General features: G+C 45.6%; 17 protein-coding genes. 4 read left to right on the top strand and 13 right to left on the bottom strand.

Going from position 1 to position 15,027, the window contains the following annotated elements; genetic code table 11:
- The first annotated feature begins 9 nt into the window (after positions 1–9).
- From thiB to thiQ, 3 genes are all read left to right on the top strand, one after another.
- The gene (gene thiB / locus AB6D06_RS18200; protein ID WP_102333028.1) at positions 10–1,002 is read left to right on the top strand and encodes a thiamine ABC transporter substrate binding subunit; all 993 of its coding nucleotides are present in this window, start codon (positions 10–12) and stop codon (positions 1,000–1,002) included.
- Between the two features lie 92 nt (positions 1,003–1,094).
- Positions 1,095–2,708, top strand: a complete 1,614-nt coding sequence (gene thiP, locus AB6D06_RS18195; RefSeq protein WP_136973684.1) for a thiamine/thiamine pyrophosphate ABC transporter permease ThiP — start codon at positions 1,095–1,097, stop codon at positions 2,706–2,708.
- Complete coding sequence (gene thiQ / locus AB6D06_RS18190; RefSeq protein ID WP_372111277.1) at positions 2,708–3,412, top strand: thiamine ABC transporter ATP-binding protein; 705 nt, start codon at positions 2,708–2,710, stop codon at positions 3,410–3,412. Before thiP ends, thiQ begins: the two co-directional genes overlap by 1 nt.
- A gap of 106 nt (positions 3,413–3,518) precedes the next feature.
- Here thiQ and yjgA read toward each other — a convergent pair whose 3' ends face one another.
- Positions 3,519–4,043, bottom strand: coding sequence for a ribosome biogenesis factor YjgA (gene yjgA, locus AB6D06_RS18185; protein ID WP_017069408.1), 525 nt, complete (start codon positions 4,041–4,043; stop codon positions 3,519–3,521).
- A gap of 118 nt (positions 4,044–4,161) precedes the next feature.
- Between yjgA and pmbA the strand changes: the two genes are divergently transcribed.
- Positions 4,162–5,505, top strand: a complete 1,344-nt coding sequence (pmbA, locus tag AB6D06_RS18180; protein ID WP_017058910.1) for a metalloprotease PmbA — start codon at positions 4,162–4,164, stop codon at positions 5,503–5,505.
- 96 nt (positions 5,506–5,601) lie between these two features.
- Here the strand turns inward: pmbA and mgtE are convergent, their stop codons facing one another.
- The 12 genes from mgtE to AB6D06_RS18120 form a co-directional block, all read right to left on the bottom strand.
- A complete protein-coding gene (gene mgtE / locus AB6D06_RS18175) occupies positions 5,602–6,957 on the bottom strand; it encodes a magnesium transporter (RefSeq protein ID WP_017058911.1) in 1,356 nt (451 codons plus the stop codon).
- A gap of 148 nt (positions 6,958–7,105) precedes the next feature.
- A complete protein-coding gene (locus tag AB6D06_RS18170; RefSeq protein ID WP_017066670.1) occupies positions 7,106–7,381 on the bottom strand; it encodes an HPr family phosphocarrier protein in 276 nt (91 codons plus the stop codon).
- A gap of 2 nt (positions 7,382–7,383) precedes the next feature.
- Positions 7,384–8,253: an RNase adapter RapZ gene (gene rapZ / locus AB6D06_RS18165; protein ID WP_017063735.1), complete on the bottom strand. Its 870-nt coding sequence runs from the start codon at positions 8,251–8,253 to the stop codon at positions 7,384–7,386.
- 1 nt (position 8,254) lies between these two features.
- Entirely contained in the window at positions 8,255–8,716 is a 462-nt protein-coding gene (gene ptsN, locus AB6D06_RS18160; protein ID WP_004738707.1) for a PTS IIA-like nitrogen regulatory protein PtsN, read from the bottom strand.
- A gap of 1 nt (position 8,717) precedes the next feature.
- On the bottom strand, positions 8,718–9,005 hold the full coding sequence (hpf, locus tag AB6D06_RS18155; RefSeq protein WP_009847742.1) for a ribosome hibernation promoting factor: 288 nt from the start codon (positions 9,003–9,005) through the stop codon (positions 8,718–8,720).
- Between the two features lie 62 nt (positions 9,006–9,067).
- A complete protein-coding gene (locus AB6D06_RS18150) occupies positions 9,068–10,528 on the bottom strand; it encodes an RNA polymerase factor sigma-54 (RefSeq protein ID WP_017058913.1) in 1,461 nt (486 codons plus the stop codon).
- A gap of 54 nt (positions 10,529–10,582) precedes the next feature.
- Positions 10,583–11,308, bottom strand: coding sequence for an LPS export ABC transporter ATP-binding protein (gene lptB, locus AB6D06_RS18145; RefSeq protein ID WP_004735304.1), 726 nt, complete (start codon positions 11,306–11,308; stop codon positions 10,583–10,585).
- A gap of 2 nt (positions 11,309–11,310) precedes the next feature.
- Positions 11,311–11,805 (bottom strand): lipopolysaccharide transport periplasmic protein LptA, encoded by a 495-nt coding sequence (gene lptA, locus AB6D06_RS18140; RefSeq protein WP_017058914.1) that lies wholly within the window; start codon positions 11,803–11,805, stop codon positions 11,311–11,313.
- Positions 11,786–12,349: an LPS export ABC transporter periplasmic protein LptC gene (gene lptC / locus AB6D06_RS18135; protein ID WP_004735306.1), complete on the bottom strand. Its 564-nt coding sequence runs from the start codon at positions 12,347–12,349 to the stop codon at positions 11,786–11,788. The genes lptA and lptC overlap by 20 nt, the downstream gene beginning before the upstream one ends.
- Entirely contained in the window at positions 12,346–12,903 is a 558-nt protein-coding gene (kdsC, locus tag AB6D06_RS18130; RefSeq protein WP_017058916.1) for a 3-deoxy-manno-octulosonate-8-phosphatase KdsC, read from the bottom strand. Before kdsC ends, lptC begins: the two co-directional genes overlap by 4 nt.
- On the bottom strand, positions 12,903–13,874 hold the full coding sequence (gene kdsD, locus AB6D06_RS18125; RefSeq protein ID WP_017058917.1) for an arabinose-5-phosphate isomerase KdsD: 972 nt from the start codon (positions 13,872–13,874) through the stop codon (positions 12,903–12,905). The genes kdsC and kdsD overlap by 1 nt, the downstream gene beginning before the upstream one ends.
- 34 nt (positions 13,875–13,908) lie before the next feature.
- The gene (locus tag AB6D06_RS18120; protein WP_372111271.1) at positions 13,909–14,874 is read right to left on the bottom strand and encodes a calcium/sodium antiporter; all 966 of its coding nucleotides are present in this window, start codon (positions 14,872–14,874) and stop codon (positions 13,909–13,911) included.
- Positions 14,875–15,027: the final 153 nt, after the last annotated feature.

Raw genomic sequence — 15,027 nt, 5'->3', positions numbered from 1 at the left:
GAGCGTCCAGTGAAATTCACATTAACTACCCTTGCTGTTACTACAGCTATTTCTTTTTCTGCCTTTGCTGCAGACAACACTTTGACTGTATACACCTATGACTCTTTTGCTGCGGATTGGGGCCCTCGTCCTGCCGTTGAAAAAGCATTCGAAGAGAAGTGTGGTTGTGATGTGAATTTTGTCGCTCTAGAAGATGGCGTGTCTATTCTGAACCGTTTACGTCTTGAGGGCGGCAACAGCAAAGCCGATATCTTGCTAGGTCTCGACAACAACCTGATGGCTGAAGCGAAAGCGACGGGCTTATTGGCTGAGCATAATGTTGATACGTCATCGGTAACGCTTCCTAATGGTTGGAACGACAGCACTTTTGTACCCTATGACTTTGGCTACTTTGCTTTTGTTTACAATAAAGAGAAACTGGAAAACCCGCCGAAGAGCTTGAAAGAACTGGTTGAGCAGCGTGATGAACTTAAGGTCATCTACCAAGATCCACGTACATCAACACCAGGCCAAGGCATGATGCTTTGGATGAAATCAGTATACGGTGATGAAGCGACAGCAGCATGGAAGAAGCTTGCTCAGAAAACAGTGACTGTAACCAAAGGCTGGTCTGAAGCTTACTCTATGTTCCTAGAAGGCGAGTCGGATTTAGTGTTGTCTTATACAACGTCTCCGGCTTACCACATTATTGCTGAAAGCGATTCTAAGTATGCAGCAGCAAGCTTCGAAGAAGGGCATTACACTCAAGTGGAAGTGGCCGCTAAGGTTAAAGGCAGCAAGAACGAAAAGCTTGCTGATGAGTTTATGGCGTTTATCCTAAGTGATGAATTCCAATCGGCGATGCCAACAGGCAACTGGATGTACCCAGTGACCGATATTGAGCTTCCAAAAGGGTTCGAGCAACTTACGGTTCCTCAGAAAGCGCTAAGCTTTACGCCCGAAGAAATTGCAGCTAAGCGTAAGCCATGGATTCGTGAATGGCAGAGTGCACTTACTTTTTAATTTGCTTTTAAAAAATTAGCTTTCTAACTTTCTGTATTTAAAGGTTTGTTCGATGTTAACTGAGCGAATCATTTACGGTAAAAAATCAATCTATGATAAAGAAAACACCTAAGGTTGGGATTTGGGTAGCGATACTCATTACCGCCTTCGTGGTTTCAGCAGTTGGGGCATTGCTTAGCAATGCCCCTTCTCTTGATATCAGCCAAGTATGGTCCGATCCTTACTATTGGCATGTAACGAAATTCAGCTTTTATCAAGCGACACTCTCAACAGTGCTGAGTGTTGGCTTTGCTATACCTATTGCTCATGCGCTGTGTCGTAGGCAATTTTTTGGACGCGCTTTGTTGTTAAGGCTGTTCGCGTCGACCTTAGTCCTGCCTGTGTTAGTGGGCGTATTTGGCTTACTTGCGATCTATGGCAATAGTGGTTGGTTAGCTAAGTTTTTGGCGAGCTTCGATATTGAATTGCCATTTTCCATATACGGATTGAATGGTATTTTGCTGGCGCACGTTTTCTTTAACTTGCCTTATGCCAGTCGCTTACTTTTACAAGCGTTAGATACCGTGCCTGCCGAGCAACACAAGCTTTGTGCTCATTTGGGTATGAGTCATTGGAACAAATTCAGATGGGTTGAATGGCCACGTTTAAGACAGCAATTGCCTCATGTGTGTGGCTTAGTCTTCATGCTGTGTTTTACCAGCTTTGCTACCGTGATGGCACTAGGCGGTGGACCTAAATCAACCACTATCGAACTCGCTATTTATCAGGCGATTAAATTCGACTTTGACCTTCAAGCTGGTGCCTTGCTCGCGATATGGCAAATGCTGCTGTGTGGTGTGCTAGCAGTGAGCATTCAACGGCTATCGAAACCTATTTCAGTGACGGCCAGTCAGTTGTCTGAAGAGAAATATTTGGTTAAGGACAGCTGGTGGTCAAAAGCTTGGGATAGCTTTTGGATCATCATAGTCTCAATGCTGGTATTGCCGCCATTAGCTATGGTTATCGTCAGTGGAATTAACTCGCAGGCATTAACCGTACTCAGCAGCGAGCCGTTTTGGGCGGCGTTAATTACCTCGGTTAAAGTCGCGTCATTAGCAAGTGTTATCGCAGTTGGTATTGGTATCGCCATACTGCTGACTAGCCGAGCATGGCGTTTACAGAACAAGAATTTTCGAGCCGATAAAATCGAGCTGATTGGCACTATTATCTTAGTGACTCCGGGGCTGGTGATCAGTACGGGGATCTTCTTATTACTGCGTTCATTCACCGATGTCTTTAGTTTAGCTTTCTTTATCGTGATTGCCGTCAACAGCTTAATGGCGCTGCCTTACGTAATTAAAACCCTAGCTCAACCTATGCTGCATTTGTCTCAGCAGTATCAGTATGTGTGTGCAAGCTTGGGAATGACAGGTTTCACGCGTTTTAGGCTAGTGGAGTGGCGAGCACTGCGTAAGCCGATGGCGCAAGCCTTCTCGATTAGCTTTATGTTGGCGATGGGTGACTTAAGCGCGATTGCTTTGTTTGGTAGCCAAGATTTTAGAACTCTGCCTTTGTACCTATTCCAATTGTTAGGCAGTTATCAAATGGAAGCTGCGGCGGTGGTTTCTGTGAGCTTACTGTTATTGAGTGTCGGCAGCTTTAGCTTAATAGAATTCTTATTTACTCGAAGATCTAAGCTCGATGCTAAAGAATTAAGGAACCGATGATGTTAGTGATGAAAGATGTGGATTACCACTATCACAGAGAGTTGTTTAGCTTTGATTTTCAAGCTGAGCAGGGCGATATTGTTGCGCTTATGGGGCCGAGTGGCGCTGGTAAATCTACCCTGTTGGCGCTAATTGCTGGTTTCATCGAGCCTACATCGGGTGAGATATCAGTGGCTGGGCAGTCGCTTATTGGTAAAGAAGCACATCAGCGTCCGTTGGCGATGTTGTTTCAAGAGCACAACCTGTTTGCTCACCTTACGGTGCGAGAAAATATTGGTTTAGGTCTGCATCCAGGTTTAAAGCTTACTGCAACCCAAAAGCAAGCTGTGGAGCAAGCCGCAGCGCAAGTTGGCGTCGCTGAGTATTTGGATAGGTTGCCTGAGCACTTATCCGGCGGTCAACGCCAGCGTGTTGCGTTAGCGCGTTGTTTTGTCCAACCTCATGATATTTGGCTGCTTGATGAACCTTTCTCTGCGCTTGATCCTTTGCTGCGTGAAGAGATGCTTAGCTTAGTGAAGCGATTAGCGGCAGAGCGAAATATTACGGTCTTGATGGTGACTCACCATTTAGGTGACGCACGCAGTATCGCGAATAAGTTTGTGTTTGTGGCGCTAGGTAAGGTGTTGGTTGAAGACTCGATAGAGGCACTGACGGCGGATCATCCACAGACAGAATTAAGCTCATTTGTTAAAGCGGGTGAGTGACGATTCATCACTCTTGTTTAATCTCTCTGATATTGAGTACGTAGAAAACAAAAAGACCTAGCATGCGCTAGGTCTTTTATTGTCTTACAGAATAAAGCGACAAAGATTAGTCTTCTAGCTTTAGCTCTTTTAAGATTTGGAAGATTTCACGAGAAGCCTTTGCTGGCTTGTTCGCTGATTTCTCTTTGTTAGCTTGGCGAGCTAGCTGACGAAGACGCTGACGGTCTGCTTCAGGGTACATGTCCATGACTTCTGAAATGGCAGCATCGCCTTCAGCAACAACGCGATCACGCAGTTGCTCAAGCTTGTGCAGTTCAGCGGTTGCTTGCGAGTGCTTGTTACGTACTTTATCCAAAGCCGCTTGAATTGGCTCAGGATCAACATTGCGCATTACTTTACCAATGTATTGAAGTTGACGGCGCTTCGCTTCATTTTTAAAGCGTTGTGCATCTTTAATCGCTTGTGCCAAATCTTCAGACAGAGGAAACTTGTCTAATACAGAAGGCTTCAGGGAAACAAGTTCTTCCCCCAGTTTTTGTAGCGCTTCCATGTCGGTTTTCATTTCTGTCTTACTTACCCAGATGATTTCTTCTTCTGGTTCCCATGGGGCTTTTTGGTTTTTGCGAGCCATCTTTTCTGCCTATGTCACTATCTCAAACGAATATATTGCCTATTTTAGCAAGAATCTTGGGGAGAAAGCGAAATTCTTGTTATCCTACGTAATATTGACCTAAAAAATTAGAATAGATATGGATGTAAAACAGCAAGTCGCCCAGCAAAGAGTTGAGCTAGAAGCCGCAGTAGCTAAAGCGTTGGATATGGCATCAGTGAGTGCAGACGCAGCTGAGGTCGCTATTACTAAGTCAACGGGTTTAAGTGTTTCAACACGTATGTGTGAAGTGGAAAACGTTGAATTTAATAGTGATGGTGCGCTAGGTATTACTGTTTATCGCGGCCAGAAAAAAGGCAGCGCATCTACATCTGATCTGAGTGAAAAGGCGATTGCTCAAACCGTCGCGGCCGCACTTGATATCGCTCAGTACACTTCTGAAGACCCATTTGCCGGTCCTGCGGCAAAAGAATACATGGTAAAAGAAATTCCAGATTTGGATCTTTTTCACCCTGATGAACCAAACCCTGACTATGCCGCTGAGATTGCGATTGCTGCTGAGAAGCAAGCGTTAGCTTATAGCGATAAGATCAAACAGAGTGATGGCGCAAGCTACGACAGCCACTATGGCGTTAAGGTTTATGGTAACAGCCATGGCTTACTAGCAAGCTATGCTTCTAGTCGTCATAGCACGAGCTGCTGTGTAATTGGACAAGGCGCTAACGGTGAGATGGAGCGTGACTACAGCTACACCGTTGCACGTCACCGTGACGAGCTATGGACGCCTGAGCGTGTAGGTCAAGAAGCTGCAGAAAAGACCATTAGCCGTTTGGATGCGAAAAAGCTACCAACAGGCCAGTACCCAATTATGTTCGCTAACGATGTTGCGACAGGTCTTATCGGTCACCTTGTGATGGCGATCAGTGGCGGCAACCTTTACCGCAAGTCGTCATTCCTATTGGATCATCTCGGTCAGAAAATCCTACCTGACTGGTTTAACATTTCTGAGCGACCACATATCTTGCGTGGTTTGGCTTCAAGCCCATTCGATAGCGAAGGTGTGTTCACTCAAGATCGTGAAATCATCACTGACGGTGTGCTAGCAACTTACCTACTAACGAGCTATGCCGCACGTAAGATGGATATGACGCCAACCGGTCATGCTGGTGGTATTCATAACTGGTTCGTTAAATCGACCGGTCAAAACTTTGAGCAGATGCTAAAAGAGTTGGGTACTGGCTTCCTAGTCACTGAAGTGATGGGCCAAGGCGTAAACACCGTAACGGGTGATTATTCACGTGGCGCTGCAGGTTTCTGGGTTGAAAACGGAGAGATCCAATACCCAGTATCAGAAGTAACAATCGCAGGTAACCTAAAAGACATGTTTACTCAGATTGTTGCTGTGGGTAACGACGTAGAAACACGTTCGCAAATTCAAACGGGTTCTATCCTGCTTGAGTCGATGAAAGTCGCGGGTGAGTAATTCAATTAAAGCGAATCTGATGAATTAAAAAAGGGAGCCGTGGCTCCCTTTTTGTTTTCTGTATTTCGCCAAAAATTGGCTAACTGCTTATGCTAACTAGATCAGTATGGTCGCTAAGCCTAGGAACACCGATAGGCCAATAACATCGGTTACTGTGGTCAGTGCCATACCGCCAGCAAGGGCTGGATCGATATTCATCTTCTTCAACATCACTGGGATAGTTACACCAGCAATACCTGCGACAATCAAGTTGGTCATCATCGCCGCTGAGATGATGCCTCCCAGTATCCAGTTACCTTTCCAAGCCACCACGATACCACCAATGATAACGGCCCATAGAACGCCGTTTAGGAAGCCGATGGCTGCCTCTTTGAGTAGCAGTTCGCGTTTGTTACTGTCACCGATATGACCGAGTGCCAAACCACGAATCACCAGAGCAACGGTTTGGTTACCCGCAACACCCCCCATCGAAGGCACGATAGTCATCAGAACCGCAATCGCTGCCATTTGATCGAGCGTTGCTTCAAACATGTTTGATACAGATGCTGCCGCCAGTGCTGCGAGTACGTTAGCACCAAGCCACACACTACGACGACGAGCAGATTTTACGACCGGTGCGAAGGTATCTTCGTCATCGTCCATACCCGCCATACTCATCATTGAGTGTTCGGCATCTTCACGGATAACATCAACCACGTCATCGATGGTGATACGACCAACAAGGTGCTGGTTACTATCGATGACAGGCGCAGAAACCCAGTTACGACGTTCAAACAGGCTCGCGATATCTGACGCACTGGTTTCTACCGCGATCGCTTCGTCGGCATCATCCATCACTTCTGAAACAGGGACATCAGGTTGAGTCGTTACTAGCGTGGTAAGTGATAGGTTACCGATAAGACGTTCTTCTTCATCAATAACATACAGAGCATCAGTTGCATCCGGCAGTTCGCCACGCATACGCATGTAGCGCAATACAACGTCAACATCGACATCACCACGAATCGTGATTACGTCGGTGTTCATGATCGCACCCGCTGAATCTTCAGGGTACGACAGGGCAGTTTCAACTAATGCACGATCGACGGAGTCCATTTGAGAAAGGACTTCGCGAGAAACATCGTCGGGTAGGCTTCGAAGTACGTACGCGACGTCATCGGTTTCCATACCTTCGGTTGCTTCTGCCAAGGTCTCAGGTGCCATTTTCGACACAAGAGCATCTTTGACGTCTTCGTTTAGTTCATCAAGAATTTCACCGTAGTCTTCAGGATCGGTGAGTTGCCAGAGTACGTCACGACTTTTGCGAGGGGAGGCTTCTAAAAGGTGTGCAATATCTTCAGGCTCCATGTCCTGAAGTTGTCGGCGTACGTGAACAAATCGGCCGTTTTCTAGGGCTTCGCTGACTTCTTGGAGGGTTTGGTGAGCTTGGTCGAATTCTAATTGCTCTGCCATATTTTCCTCCTATCTCATTATTCTTACAATGCTTGGAATAGTAACTTAATTCTAGGGCTTATTTAAATCATAAACTTAGATAGAACTAAGATTTAATATTGGTTGGTTCGTTGTTTGAGTCTTAGGCGTTGTGAGTGAAGCGTTTTCGCTACTCACCCTCATCAAACTTGTCTTCAATGAGATGACAGACGGCATCCAGTGCTTGCTGTGAATCGGTACCTGCAGCTTGAATCGTAATATGTTGCCCTTGCGCTGATTCCAGCATAAGTAACCCCATTACGCTGTCTGCTGTTGCTGTTTTATCTTCTTCGCTATGGATAGTGATGGTTGCATCAAAGCTTTGTGCAAGCTCAACCAACTTTACGGCTGCTCTAGCGTGAAGACCCAAGCGATTTTGGATCAGTACAGTTCGAGTTAATTCCATGGTTAGCCCTGTTGGTGCTTCTCTAGGGAGGCGTGTCTGATTTGAACTTGATGGCCAAGTTGCTCAAAGTACTCACCAATTTTCTGGGTTAGATAAACCGAGCGGTGTTTGCCGCCAGTACAGCCAATCGCGACCGTTAGGTAACTGCGATTGTTCTTCTCTAACATTGGTAACCACTGTTCAACAAAGCCTTGGATCTGTTGCTTGAGTTCCAGAACTTCTGAGTGTTCTTCTAGAAAGGAGTGAATTGGTGCATCTAGCCCGGTTAGTGGTCGTAGTGCAGGTTCCCAGTGAGGGTTCGGCAAAAAGCGAACATCAAACACGTAGTCGGCATCACTTGGCAAGCCATACTTAAAACCGAAAGATTGAAAGACGATGATCAGCTCTTGCTTCTCTTTGCCTTCAACTTTAAATCGAACCTTTTCACTCAATTCGTAGAGGTTGCAGTCACTGCTGTCGATCACAATGCTGGCGTGCTCTGCGAGAGGTGTCAGAAGTGTCTTCTCTAAATCAATCGCTTGCTCAAGAGATAGCTTTTCTTGGCCAATTGATAAAGGGTGGATTCTGCGGGTTTCGCTGTAGCGCTTAAGGAGTGTCTGCTTGCTGGCATCGAGGAACAATACATCAACATCGATGTTTGTAGCTGACTCGAGTTGCTCGAGCGTGTCGGTGACTAACTGAGGCTCTTTCGGTAGGTTACGTATATCAATACTTACCGCAACGTTTTGGTTGCTTTCGCGTACCGATTCGACAAAGTTGTTGAGCAGGTTTACTGGTAGATTATCGACACAGTAATACCCCAAGTCTTCTAGGACTCGTAACGCAACACTTTTACCGGCCCCTGATTGGCCACTAACCACGATTAATCGCATGTTATTGCTCGCAAGTTGGCACTTGAATCATGATGTCGTAAAGCTCTTGATCGCTCTGAGCATTACGCAGCTGTTTAAGAGTCTGCTTGTCGTTTAGTCGTTCTGCCATACAAGAAAGGGTTTTTAGATGCTCTTTGCATTGTTCGCTAGGAACAAGCAGGGCAAATAGTAGGTCGACAGGACGATTATCAATCGCATCAAATTCGATAGGATCTTGGCATTGCAGTAATACAGCTATCGCTTTATCACTGACATTCATACGAGCATGGGGAATCGCGATACCATTACCAATACCGGTACTGCCCATCTTCTCACGGCTCAACATACACTCAAATAGCTCTGTTGAATCTTGACCGCAGCTCTCAGCTGCTATCTGGCTGATGAGCTCAAGGGCTCTTTTTTTGCTTGTGCATTGGACTGCACTTTTGGTGCAGTCCAATGAAAGTACTTCGCTTAATTGCATGTTAGTGACTACTTAGCTTTTCTTTGTGCTTGTTGAGTTGGCGGACGAGTTTATCAACCAATGAATCAATCGCGGCATACATGCTTTCATCTGTTGCTGTCGCATGGATTTCCCCCTGATTTATATGCAGGGTAGCTTCTGCGATTTGATTGATTTTCTCAACTTTTAAAACAACCTGAACGCTATTGATATGATCAAAGAAGCGCTCAAGTTTGTCGAATTTGGTGTGAACATAGTCTTGCATTGAATCGGTAAGATCAACGTGATGGCCTTGAATATTGATTTGCATAGACTTTCCTTTTCAGTTGGTTGCCTGATCATAGTTGCTAAGTAACTAGCGACTAAATGAGCTTATAGCAGGCGTTTACGCTGACTCGATGGGGCAATGCCCAGAGACTCACGGTATTTCGCTATGGTACGTCTAGCTACCTGAATTCCTTGGTCAGCCAGTAAAGCAGCAATCTTACTATCACTTAGAGGCTTCGCGGTATTTTCCGCTGCGACAAGCTTCTTGATGAGTGCGCGAATTGCTGTAGATGAACATTCACCGCCATTGTCAGTGCTGACATGGCTTGAGAAAAAGTATTTGAGCTCGAAGATGCCACGTGGCGTATGCATGAATTTTTGAGTCGTCACACGAGAGATCGTGGATTCGTGCATATCAACAGCTAACGCAACATCATTAAGAACCATTGGCTTCATCGCTTCTTCGCCATGTTCGAAGAAATCACGCTGATGTTCAACAATGCATCGCGCAACTTTGAGTAGCGTCTCATTTCGGCTCTCTAGGCTTTTAATTAACCACTTTGCTTCTTGCAAATTTGAGCGGATGTATTGATTGTCGGCGCTGTTGCCTTTACTGCCCAGATCAGCGTACTGCTGATTCACTTTCAACTTAGGCACGCTATCAGGGTTAATGGTCACTAACCATTTGCCAAGGTCTTTGAAGACAGATACATCTGGAACCACATACTCAGTTTCATCCGGAGTAATCTTACTGCCAGGACGAGGGTCCAGCTGTTGAATCAGTTGCAAAACTTCACGTAGTTCTGCTTCTTTCAACTTGGTCTCTTTGATAACCAGTTTGTAATCGCGATTGCCGAGTTGGTCGATATGGCTAGTAAGTACTAACTTAGCTTCGTTAAGCCAAGGCGTATCTTGGGGAAAGGTTGCCAGTTGCAGTAACAAGCAATCTTGCAGGTTGACTGAACCGACACCTAGCGGATCAAACTGCTGAATTCGTTTACGTACCGCTTCAATTTCATCAAGCTCGATCTCTTCATTGTCGAAGTTTTCAAGGATGTCTTCACAAGTTACAGTGAGGTAGCCGTAGTCGTCGATGGCATCGATTAATGCAAAAGCGATGCTTCGGTCGGTGTCAGTGAATGGCGTTAAGTCGAGTTGCCAAAGTAGGTAATCGTGCAGGCTTTGAGTGGTTTCGCCTTGATAAACCGGCATGTCGTCATCAATCGCAATACCCGTGTTACCGGTGTTCGCGCTGTAGACGTCTTCCCAAGTTGTGTCGATTTCTAGTTCGTTGCCAATCTCTGATTTTTCGATTAAGTCTGAGCTATCAGGTAAGTCTTGCTCTGTGGCTTCAACAGTTTCTTTTTCGTCACTGCTAGGTTTTTCTTCCGATGTTGGCGTATCTTCATTGCCTTCTTCGACATCGAGTAGTGGGTTAGATTCAAGTGCTTCTTGAATCTCTTGCTGCAAATCTAAAGTAGACAATTGCAACAAACGAATCGCTTGCTGCAATTGAGGAGTCATTGCTAACTGTTGGCCTAGCTTAAGTTGTAATGAGGGTTTCATTCAGTGTGACTTACCTAGTTATTATTCTTAGAACTCTCGATACTCTCTATATAATCATAGACGGAATTGTTCGCCTAGATAAACTTGTTTAACTTGTTCGTTATTGAGAACATCTTCAGGAGTACCCTCAGCGATCAGGTGTCCTTGGCTTACGATGTAAGCTTTTTCACACACGTCTAATGTTTCACGAACGTTGTGGTCGGTAATCAAAACGCCCAAGCCGCGATCACGCAGGTGAACAATGATTTTTTTGATATCGATTACTGAGATCGGGTCAACACCGGCGAATGGTTCATCCAATAGAATGAACTGCGGGTTTGCTGCTAGTGCACGAGCAATCTCTACACGACGACGCTCACCACCCGACAGAGCCATACCATTGCTGGTGCGGATATGTTGGATGTGGAACTCTTCTAGCAGGTCTTCCAGCTTATCTTGGCGTTGTTCGTTGGTCATTTCATCACGGGTTTGTAAAACCGCCATGATGTTGTTCTCTACGGACAACTTACGGAAAATCGATGCTTCTTGAGGCAGGTAACCGATACCAAGACGAGAGCGGCTGTGCATTGGTAAGATACTGATGTCTCGGTCATCAATGCTGATGGTACCTTCATCACGCGCCACCAAACCAACAATCATATAGAAAGATGTGGTTTTACCTGCACCGTTAGGCCCAAGCAGACCGACGATCTGGCCTGACTCTACCTGTAAGCTTACATCGGTAACAACCTTACGTTTACTGTAGGTTTTCGCTAGGTTTTTTGCTTTAAGAACAGCCATCGTTACTTATTCACTTCCGTTGGTTGTAAAACCGTTGACACTCGTTTGTTTTCACCACTGTCAGCGACTAATTTCTGAGAACCGATCTGGTAAGTGATCTTAGAACCGCGAATGATGCTGCCATCTTGAGATAACATCGCATTCTTAGTCATGATCAGTCGGTCGGCAACAAGCTGGTAGTGCAGGTCGTCAGCTTCACCGTAGAGTGTCTTACCGTCGTCAGTAAGCTGAGAGAAGGTTGCTGGCTTACCGAAGCCTTGAATTTCTTCAATCTCACCGTTTACGGCGTTACGAGTAACAATAACCTTATCGGCATTGATATTGATGCTGCCTTGTTTAAGGTTCACATCACCAAGGAAAGTCACTTGGTTACTTTTCATATCCAATTGCTGGCTGTCTGAGTCAATGTAGACAGGTTGCTCACTATCCGAAGACAGAGCATAGACATTAGGTGCCGCAAGGGTCAAAGCGAATAAACTAAGGTGTAAGAGTTTCATATCTACCTTGAACAGAATTAAAGAGGGTTGCATTGTTGGTACCGAAGTTACCTTTCATTGCTTGTCCCTCAGTTTCAAAAAATGTACCGATCATATGGACCGGAGTCTCTGAATAAAAATCTCGGCTAGGCAGCTCAACAACCATTTTATCTGTGGTCATTGTATCGAAGCTGGCTTCTGGCAACAGGTTCTTTGCCACGACGTTGTCATAAAACGTGACAACTTGATTCTCATCCATAATCGCGCGATCAGCGGTGACTTGCCATTCAATCGTGTGCCCTTCACGGAATACCGAAAGAACTGGGTTTTGAAAGTGCGTATCGCCAACTACTGAGTAGTGTTCTAAATACGTCGATTCAACCTGATAGCTGCGAATACCGCTTTCGTCGTAGCTAATGTTGTTCAGGCTTTTGCCACTAAACGCGGGCAGCTCCAAATTTGGAGCCACTTGTATCGTTGATGTTTGCTCTTTGTCGTACAAGTAATAGGTCGACCAAGAGGCAATAAATATGAGTATTAAATAGATAATACGAGTAAAACTCATATGCTTAAACCTTTATGCACGTCGAGTTCATTTCTTGCTTGTAAAATAAGGTCACAGACTTCACGTACCGCGCCATGACCACCGTTAATGGTTGTCACGTAGTTTGCACGCTTTGCAAGTAGCGGGTGCCCATCTGCCACACAGACCTTCAAGCCAACTTTTTCCATTACAGGCCAGTCAATCAGATCGTCTCCGATGTAACCTGTATTTTCAGGGTTTACAGAAAGCTTATCGCAAATATCTTGGTATGCCTTAACTTTATCGTCTTGACCTTGATAAATCAGCTTAATGCCTAGAGCGGTCATACGATTCTCAACAATTTGAGATTTGCGACCCGTGATGATCGCGATTTCAATGCCTGCGTTCATCAGTGATTTGATACCGTAACCGTCACGAGTGTGGAAGGTTTTCAGCTCTTCACCGTTGTTGCCCATGTAGATGCGACCATCAGAGAAGACACCATCGACATCGCAAATCAGCAGTTTGATCTCTTTTGCAATTGCAAATACATCTGAATTAACAGTGCCGTATAGAGTTTCGACTGTCTGTGTCATTACATTACTCCTGCTTTCAGTAAGTCATGCATGTTTAACGCTCCGACTAATTTACCTTCTTGGCATAACATCAGGCCATTGATGCTCTTCGCTTGCATCAAGTTTAAGCCCTCAACCGCGAGCATGTTTGGCTCGGCTACCGTCGGGTTTAGCGTCATCACATCACCGATCTGCGTGTTATGGATATCAACGCGTTTGTCTAAGATACGGCGTAAATCACCATCGGTAAAAATACCGGCCATTTGGCCATCTTCACCAACGATTGCTGTCATGCCTAAGCCTTTCTGAGATATCTCTAGTAGAGCGTCTCTTACTAGTGCGTCGGGTGCTACAACAGGAAGTGAATCGCCTGTGTGCATGATGTCGTCGAGCTTCAACAGCAACTGACGACCTAAAGCGCCACCAGGATGAGACAGGGCAAAGTCTTGAGCGGTGAAGCCTCGAGCCTGCAAAAGTGCAACGGCTAATGCATCACCCATGACCAAAGTCGCCGTGGTGCTTGTTGTTGGTGCTAAGCCCAGCGGACAAGCTTCTTCCGGTACTGAAATTTGTAAATGGATATCAGACAGGGTTGCCATGTTTGATGCTGGCTTGCCTGTCATGCTGATGATCTTGATGCTCAGACGCTTTAACACAGGAAATAGGCTGAGGATTTCTCCCGATTCGCCGGAGTTGGATATTGCAATCACAATATCACCAGGTTCGATCATGCCTAAGTCGCCATGCGCCGCTTCGCCTGGGTGAACAAAGAAAGCCGATGTCCCGGTACTTGCCAATGTTGCTGCGATTTTGTTGCCAATGTGGCCTGATTTACCCATGCCCATCACAACGACTTTGCCTTTGTTGTTCAGGATAAGGTCGCAAGCTTTACAAAAATCATCATTAAAATATTGGTCTAATTGAGTGAGACCTGCAACTTCGGTTTCCAAAACTTGTTTTGCAACGCTGCGGTAATCAAATGGCTGAGACATCAAATACTCCAAGTACGGGAAGTTAAATCAACAATTAAGCCGACATGTTCATTAATAGGTAACTTTGGTAGGCCACGAACGTCACAATTAACACGCCGCCTTCAATACGATTCACACTACGAGATTTTCCTAGTGCCATCACAACAAGTAGTAGCGATACGCCTAGCATTACCCAGAAGTCACGACCCATAGCGAACTCGCTCAAGATCGAAGGGTTTAGGATGCCCGGGATACCCATAACAGCAAGGATGTTGAATACGTTTGAACCAATGATATTACCTACAGCCATATCATCTTCACCCTTCATAACGCCGGCTAGTGATGCTGCAAGTTCAGGAAGGCTAGTACCAACAGCAATGATGGTTAAACCAATGACAAGGTCGCTCATGCCGAAGAACTTCGCGATGATCACAGCGTTATCTACCAGCATATCAGCAGCTAAAGGTAGGACGATTAGACCAATCACGACCCACATTGCAGCCTTAGGGTTACTTACGCCTTCAGGGATCTCTGATTCTTGCTCATCAAGGAAAGCATCGCCGTTCTTTTTCTCGCTGTGGCTGATTTGCAACATAGCAAACAAAAACGCGGCAAAAAGAACAAACAACAACACGCCTTCATAGAAGCCTAAATGGTTATCCCACAATAGGGCGCCCGCTAGCAGAGTGACACCGATCATTAATGGTAGTTCACGACGAATCACGCCTGAGCTAATCGATAACGGCTTGATAAGGGCTGTAATACCTAAAATCAGCGCGATGTTGGCGATGTTAGAGCCCAGTACGTTGCCTACAGCTGTATCTGTTTTGCCATCAAGGGCTGCTGTCGCAGAAACCATCATTTCAGGAGCCGAAGACCCCATTGCTAAGATCGTCATACCGATAACTAGTGGTGAAATACCGAAGTTGCGAGCAAGAGCAGCGGCACCGTAAACCAGCTTATCTGCACTCCACACCAAAAAACCTAGACCGATAATAAGAAACGCAATCGCTTCAAGCATGATGATTCCTAAAAAATTAATAAAAACGGAGAATTAACCGCTAATTTTGACCTGTTGCTAGATAAAAGGGAAGTCACTCGGCAAATTAATTACCAGTTAGCAGGCAAGAAAGAGAGATCAATAGATAATTTCCTAATGCTTTCAAATCCCTGC

Source organism: Vibrio sp. 10N.239.311.G01 (genome assembly GCF_041465805.1).
Classification (GTDB): domain Bacteria; phylum Pseudomonadota; class Gammaproteobacteria; order Enterobacterales; family Vibrionaceae; genus Vibrio; species Vibrio crassostreae_C.
This window is presented reverse-complemented; position numbering and strand designations above follow the sequence as displayed.

Bases quoted from the DNA above. Each gene is read 5' to 3' on its own strand.
- thiP (WP_136973684.1), top strand. From the start codon at position 1,095: ATGATAAAGAAAACACCTAAGGTTGGGATTTGGGTAGCGATACTCATT.
- thiQ (WP_372111277.1), top strand. From the start codon at position 2,708: ATGTTAGTGATGAAAGATGTGGATTACCACTATCACAGAGAGTTGTTT.
- yjgA (WP_017069408.1), bottom strand. From the start codon at position 4,043: ATGGCTCGCAAAAACCAAAAAGCCCCATGGGAACCAGAAGAAGAAATC.
- pmbA (WP_017058910.1), top strand. From the start codon at position 4,162: ATGGATGTAAAACAGCAAGTCGCCCAGCAAAGAGTTGAGCTAGAAGCC.
- mgtE (WP_017058911.1), bottom strand. From the start codon at position 6,957: ATGGCAGAGCAATTAGAATTCGACCAAGCTCACCAAACCCTCCAAGAA.
- AB6D06_RS18170 (WP_017066670.1), bottom strand. From the start codon at position 7,381: ATGGAATTAACTCGAACTGTACTGATCCAAAATCGCTTGGGTCTTCAC.
- rapZ (WP_017063735.1), bottom strand. From the start codon at position 8,253: ATGCGATTAATCGTGGTTAGTGGCCAATCAGGGGCCGGTAAAAGTGTT.
- ptsN (WP_004738707.1), bottom strand. From the start codon at position 8,716: ATGCAATTAAGCGAAGTACTTTCATTGGACTGCACCAAAAGTGCAGTC.
- hpf (WP_009847742.1), bottom strand. From the start codon at position 9,005: ATGCAAATCAATATTCAAGGCCATCACGTTGATCTTACCGATTCAATG.
- AB6D06_RS18150 (WP_017058913.1), bottom strand. From the start codon at position 10,528: ATGAAACCCTCATTACAACTTAAGCTAGGCCAACAGTTAGCAATGACT.
- lptB (WP_004735304.1), bottom strand. From the start codon at position 11,308: ATGGCTGTTCTTAAAGCAAAAAACCTAGCGAAAACCTACAGTAAACGT.
- lptA (WP_017058914.1), bottom strand. From the start codon at position 11,805: ATGAAACTCTTACACCTTAGTTTATTCGCTTTGACCCTTGCGGCACCT.
- lptC (WP_004735306.1), bottom strand. From the start codon at position 12,349: ATGAGTTTTACTCGTATTATCTATTTAATACTCATATTTATTGCCTCT.
- kdsC (WP_017058916.1), bottom strand. From the start codon at position 12,903: ATGACACAGACAGTCGAAACTCTATACGGCACTGTTAATTCAGATGTA.
- kdsD (WP_017058917.1), bottom strand. From the start codon at position 13,874: ATGTCTCAGCCATTTGATTACCGCAGCGTTGCAAAACAAGTTTTGGAA.
- AB6D06_RS18120 (WP_372111271.1), bottom strand. From the start codon at position 14,874: ATGCTTGAAGCGATTGCGTTTCTTATTATCGGTCTAGGTTTTTTGGTG.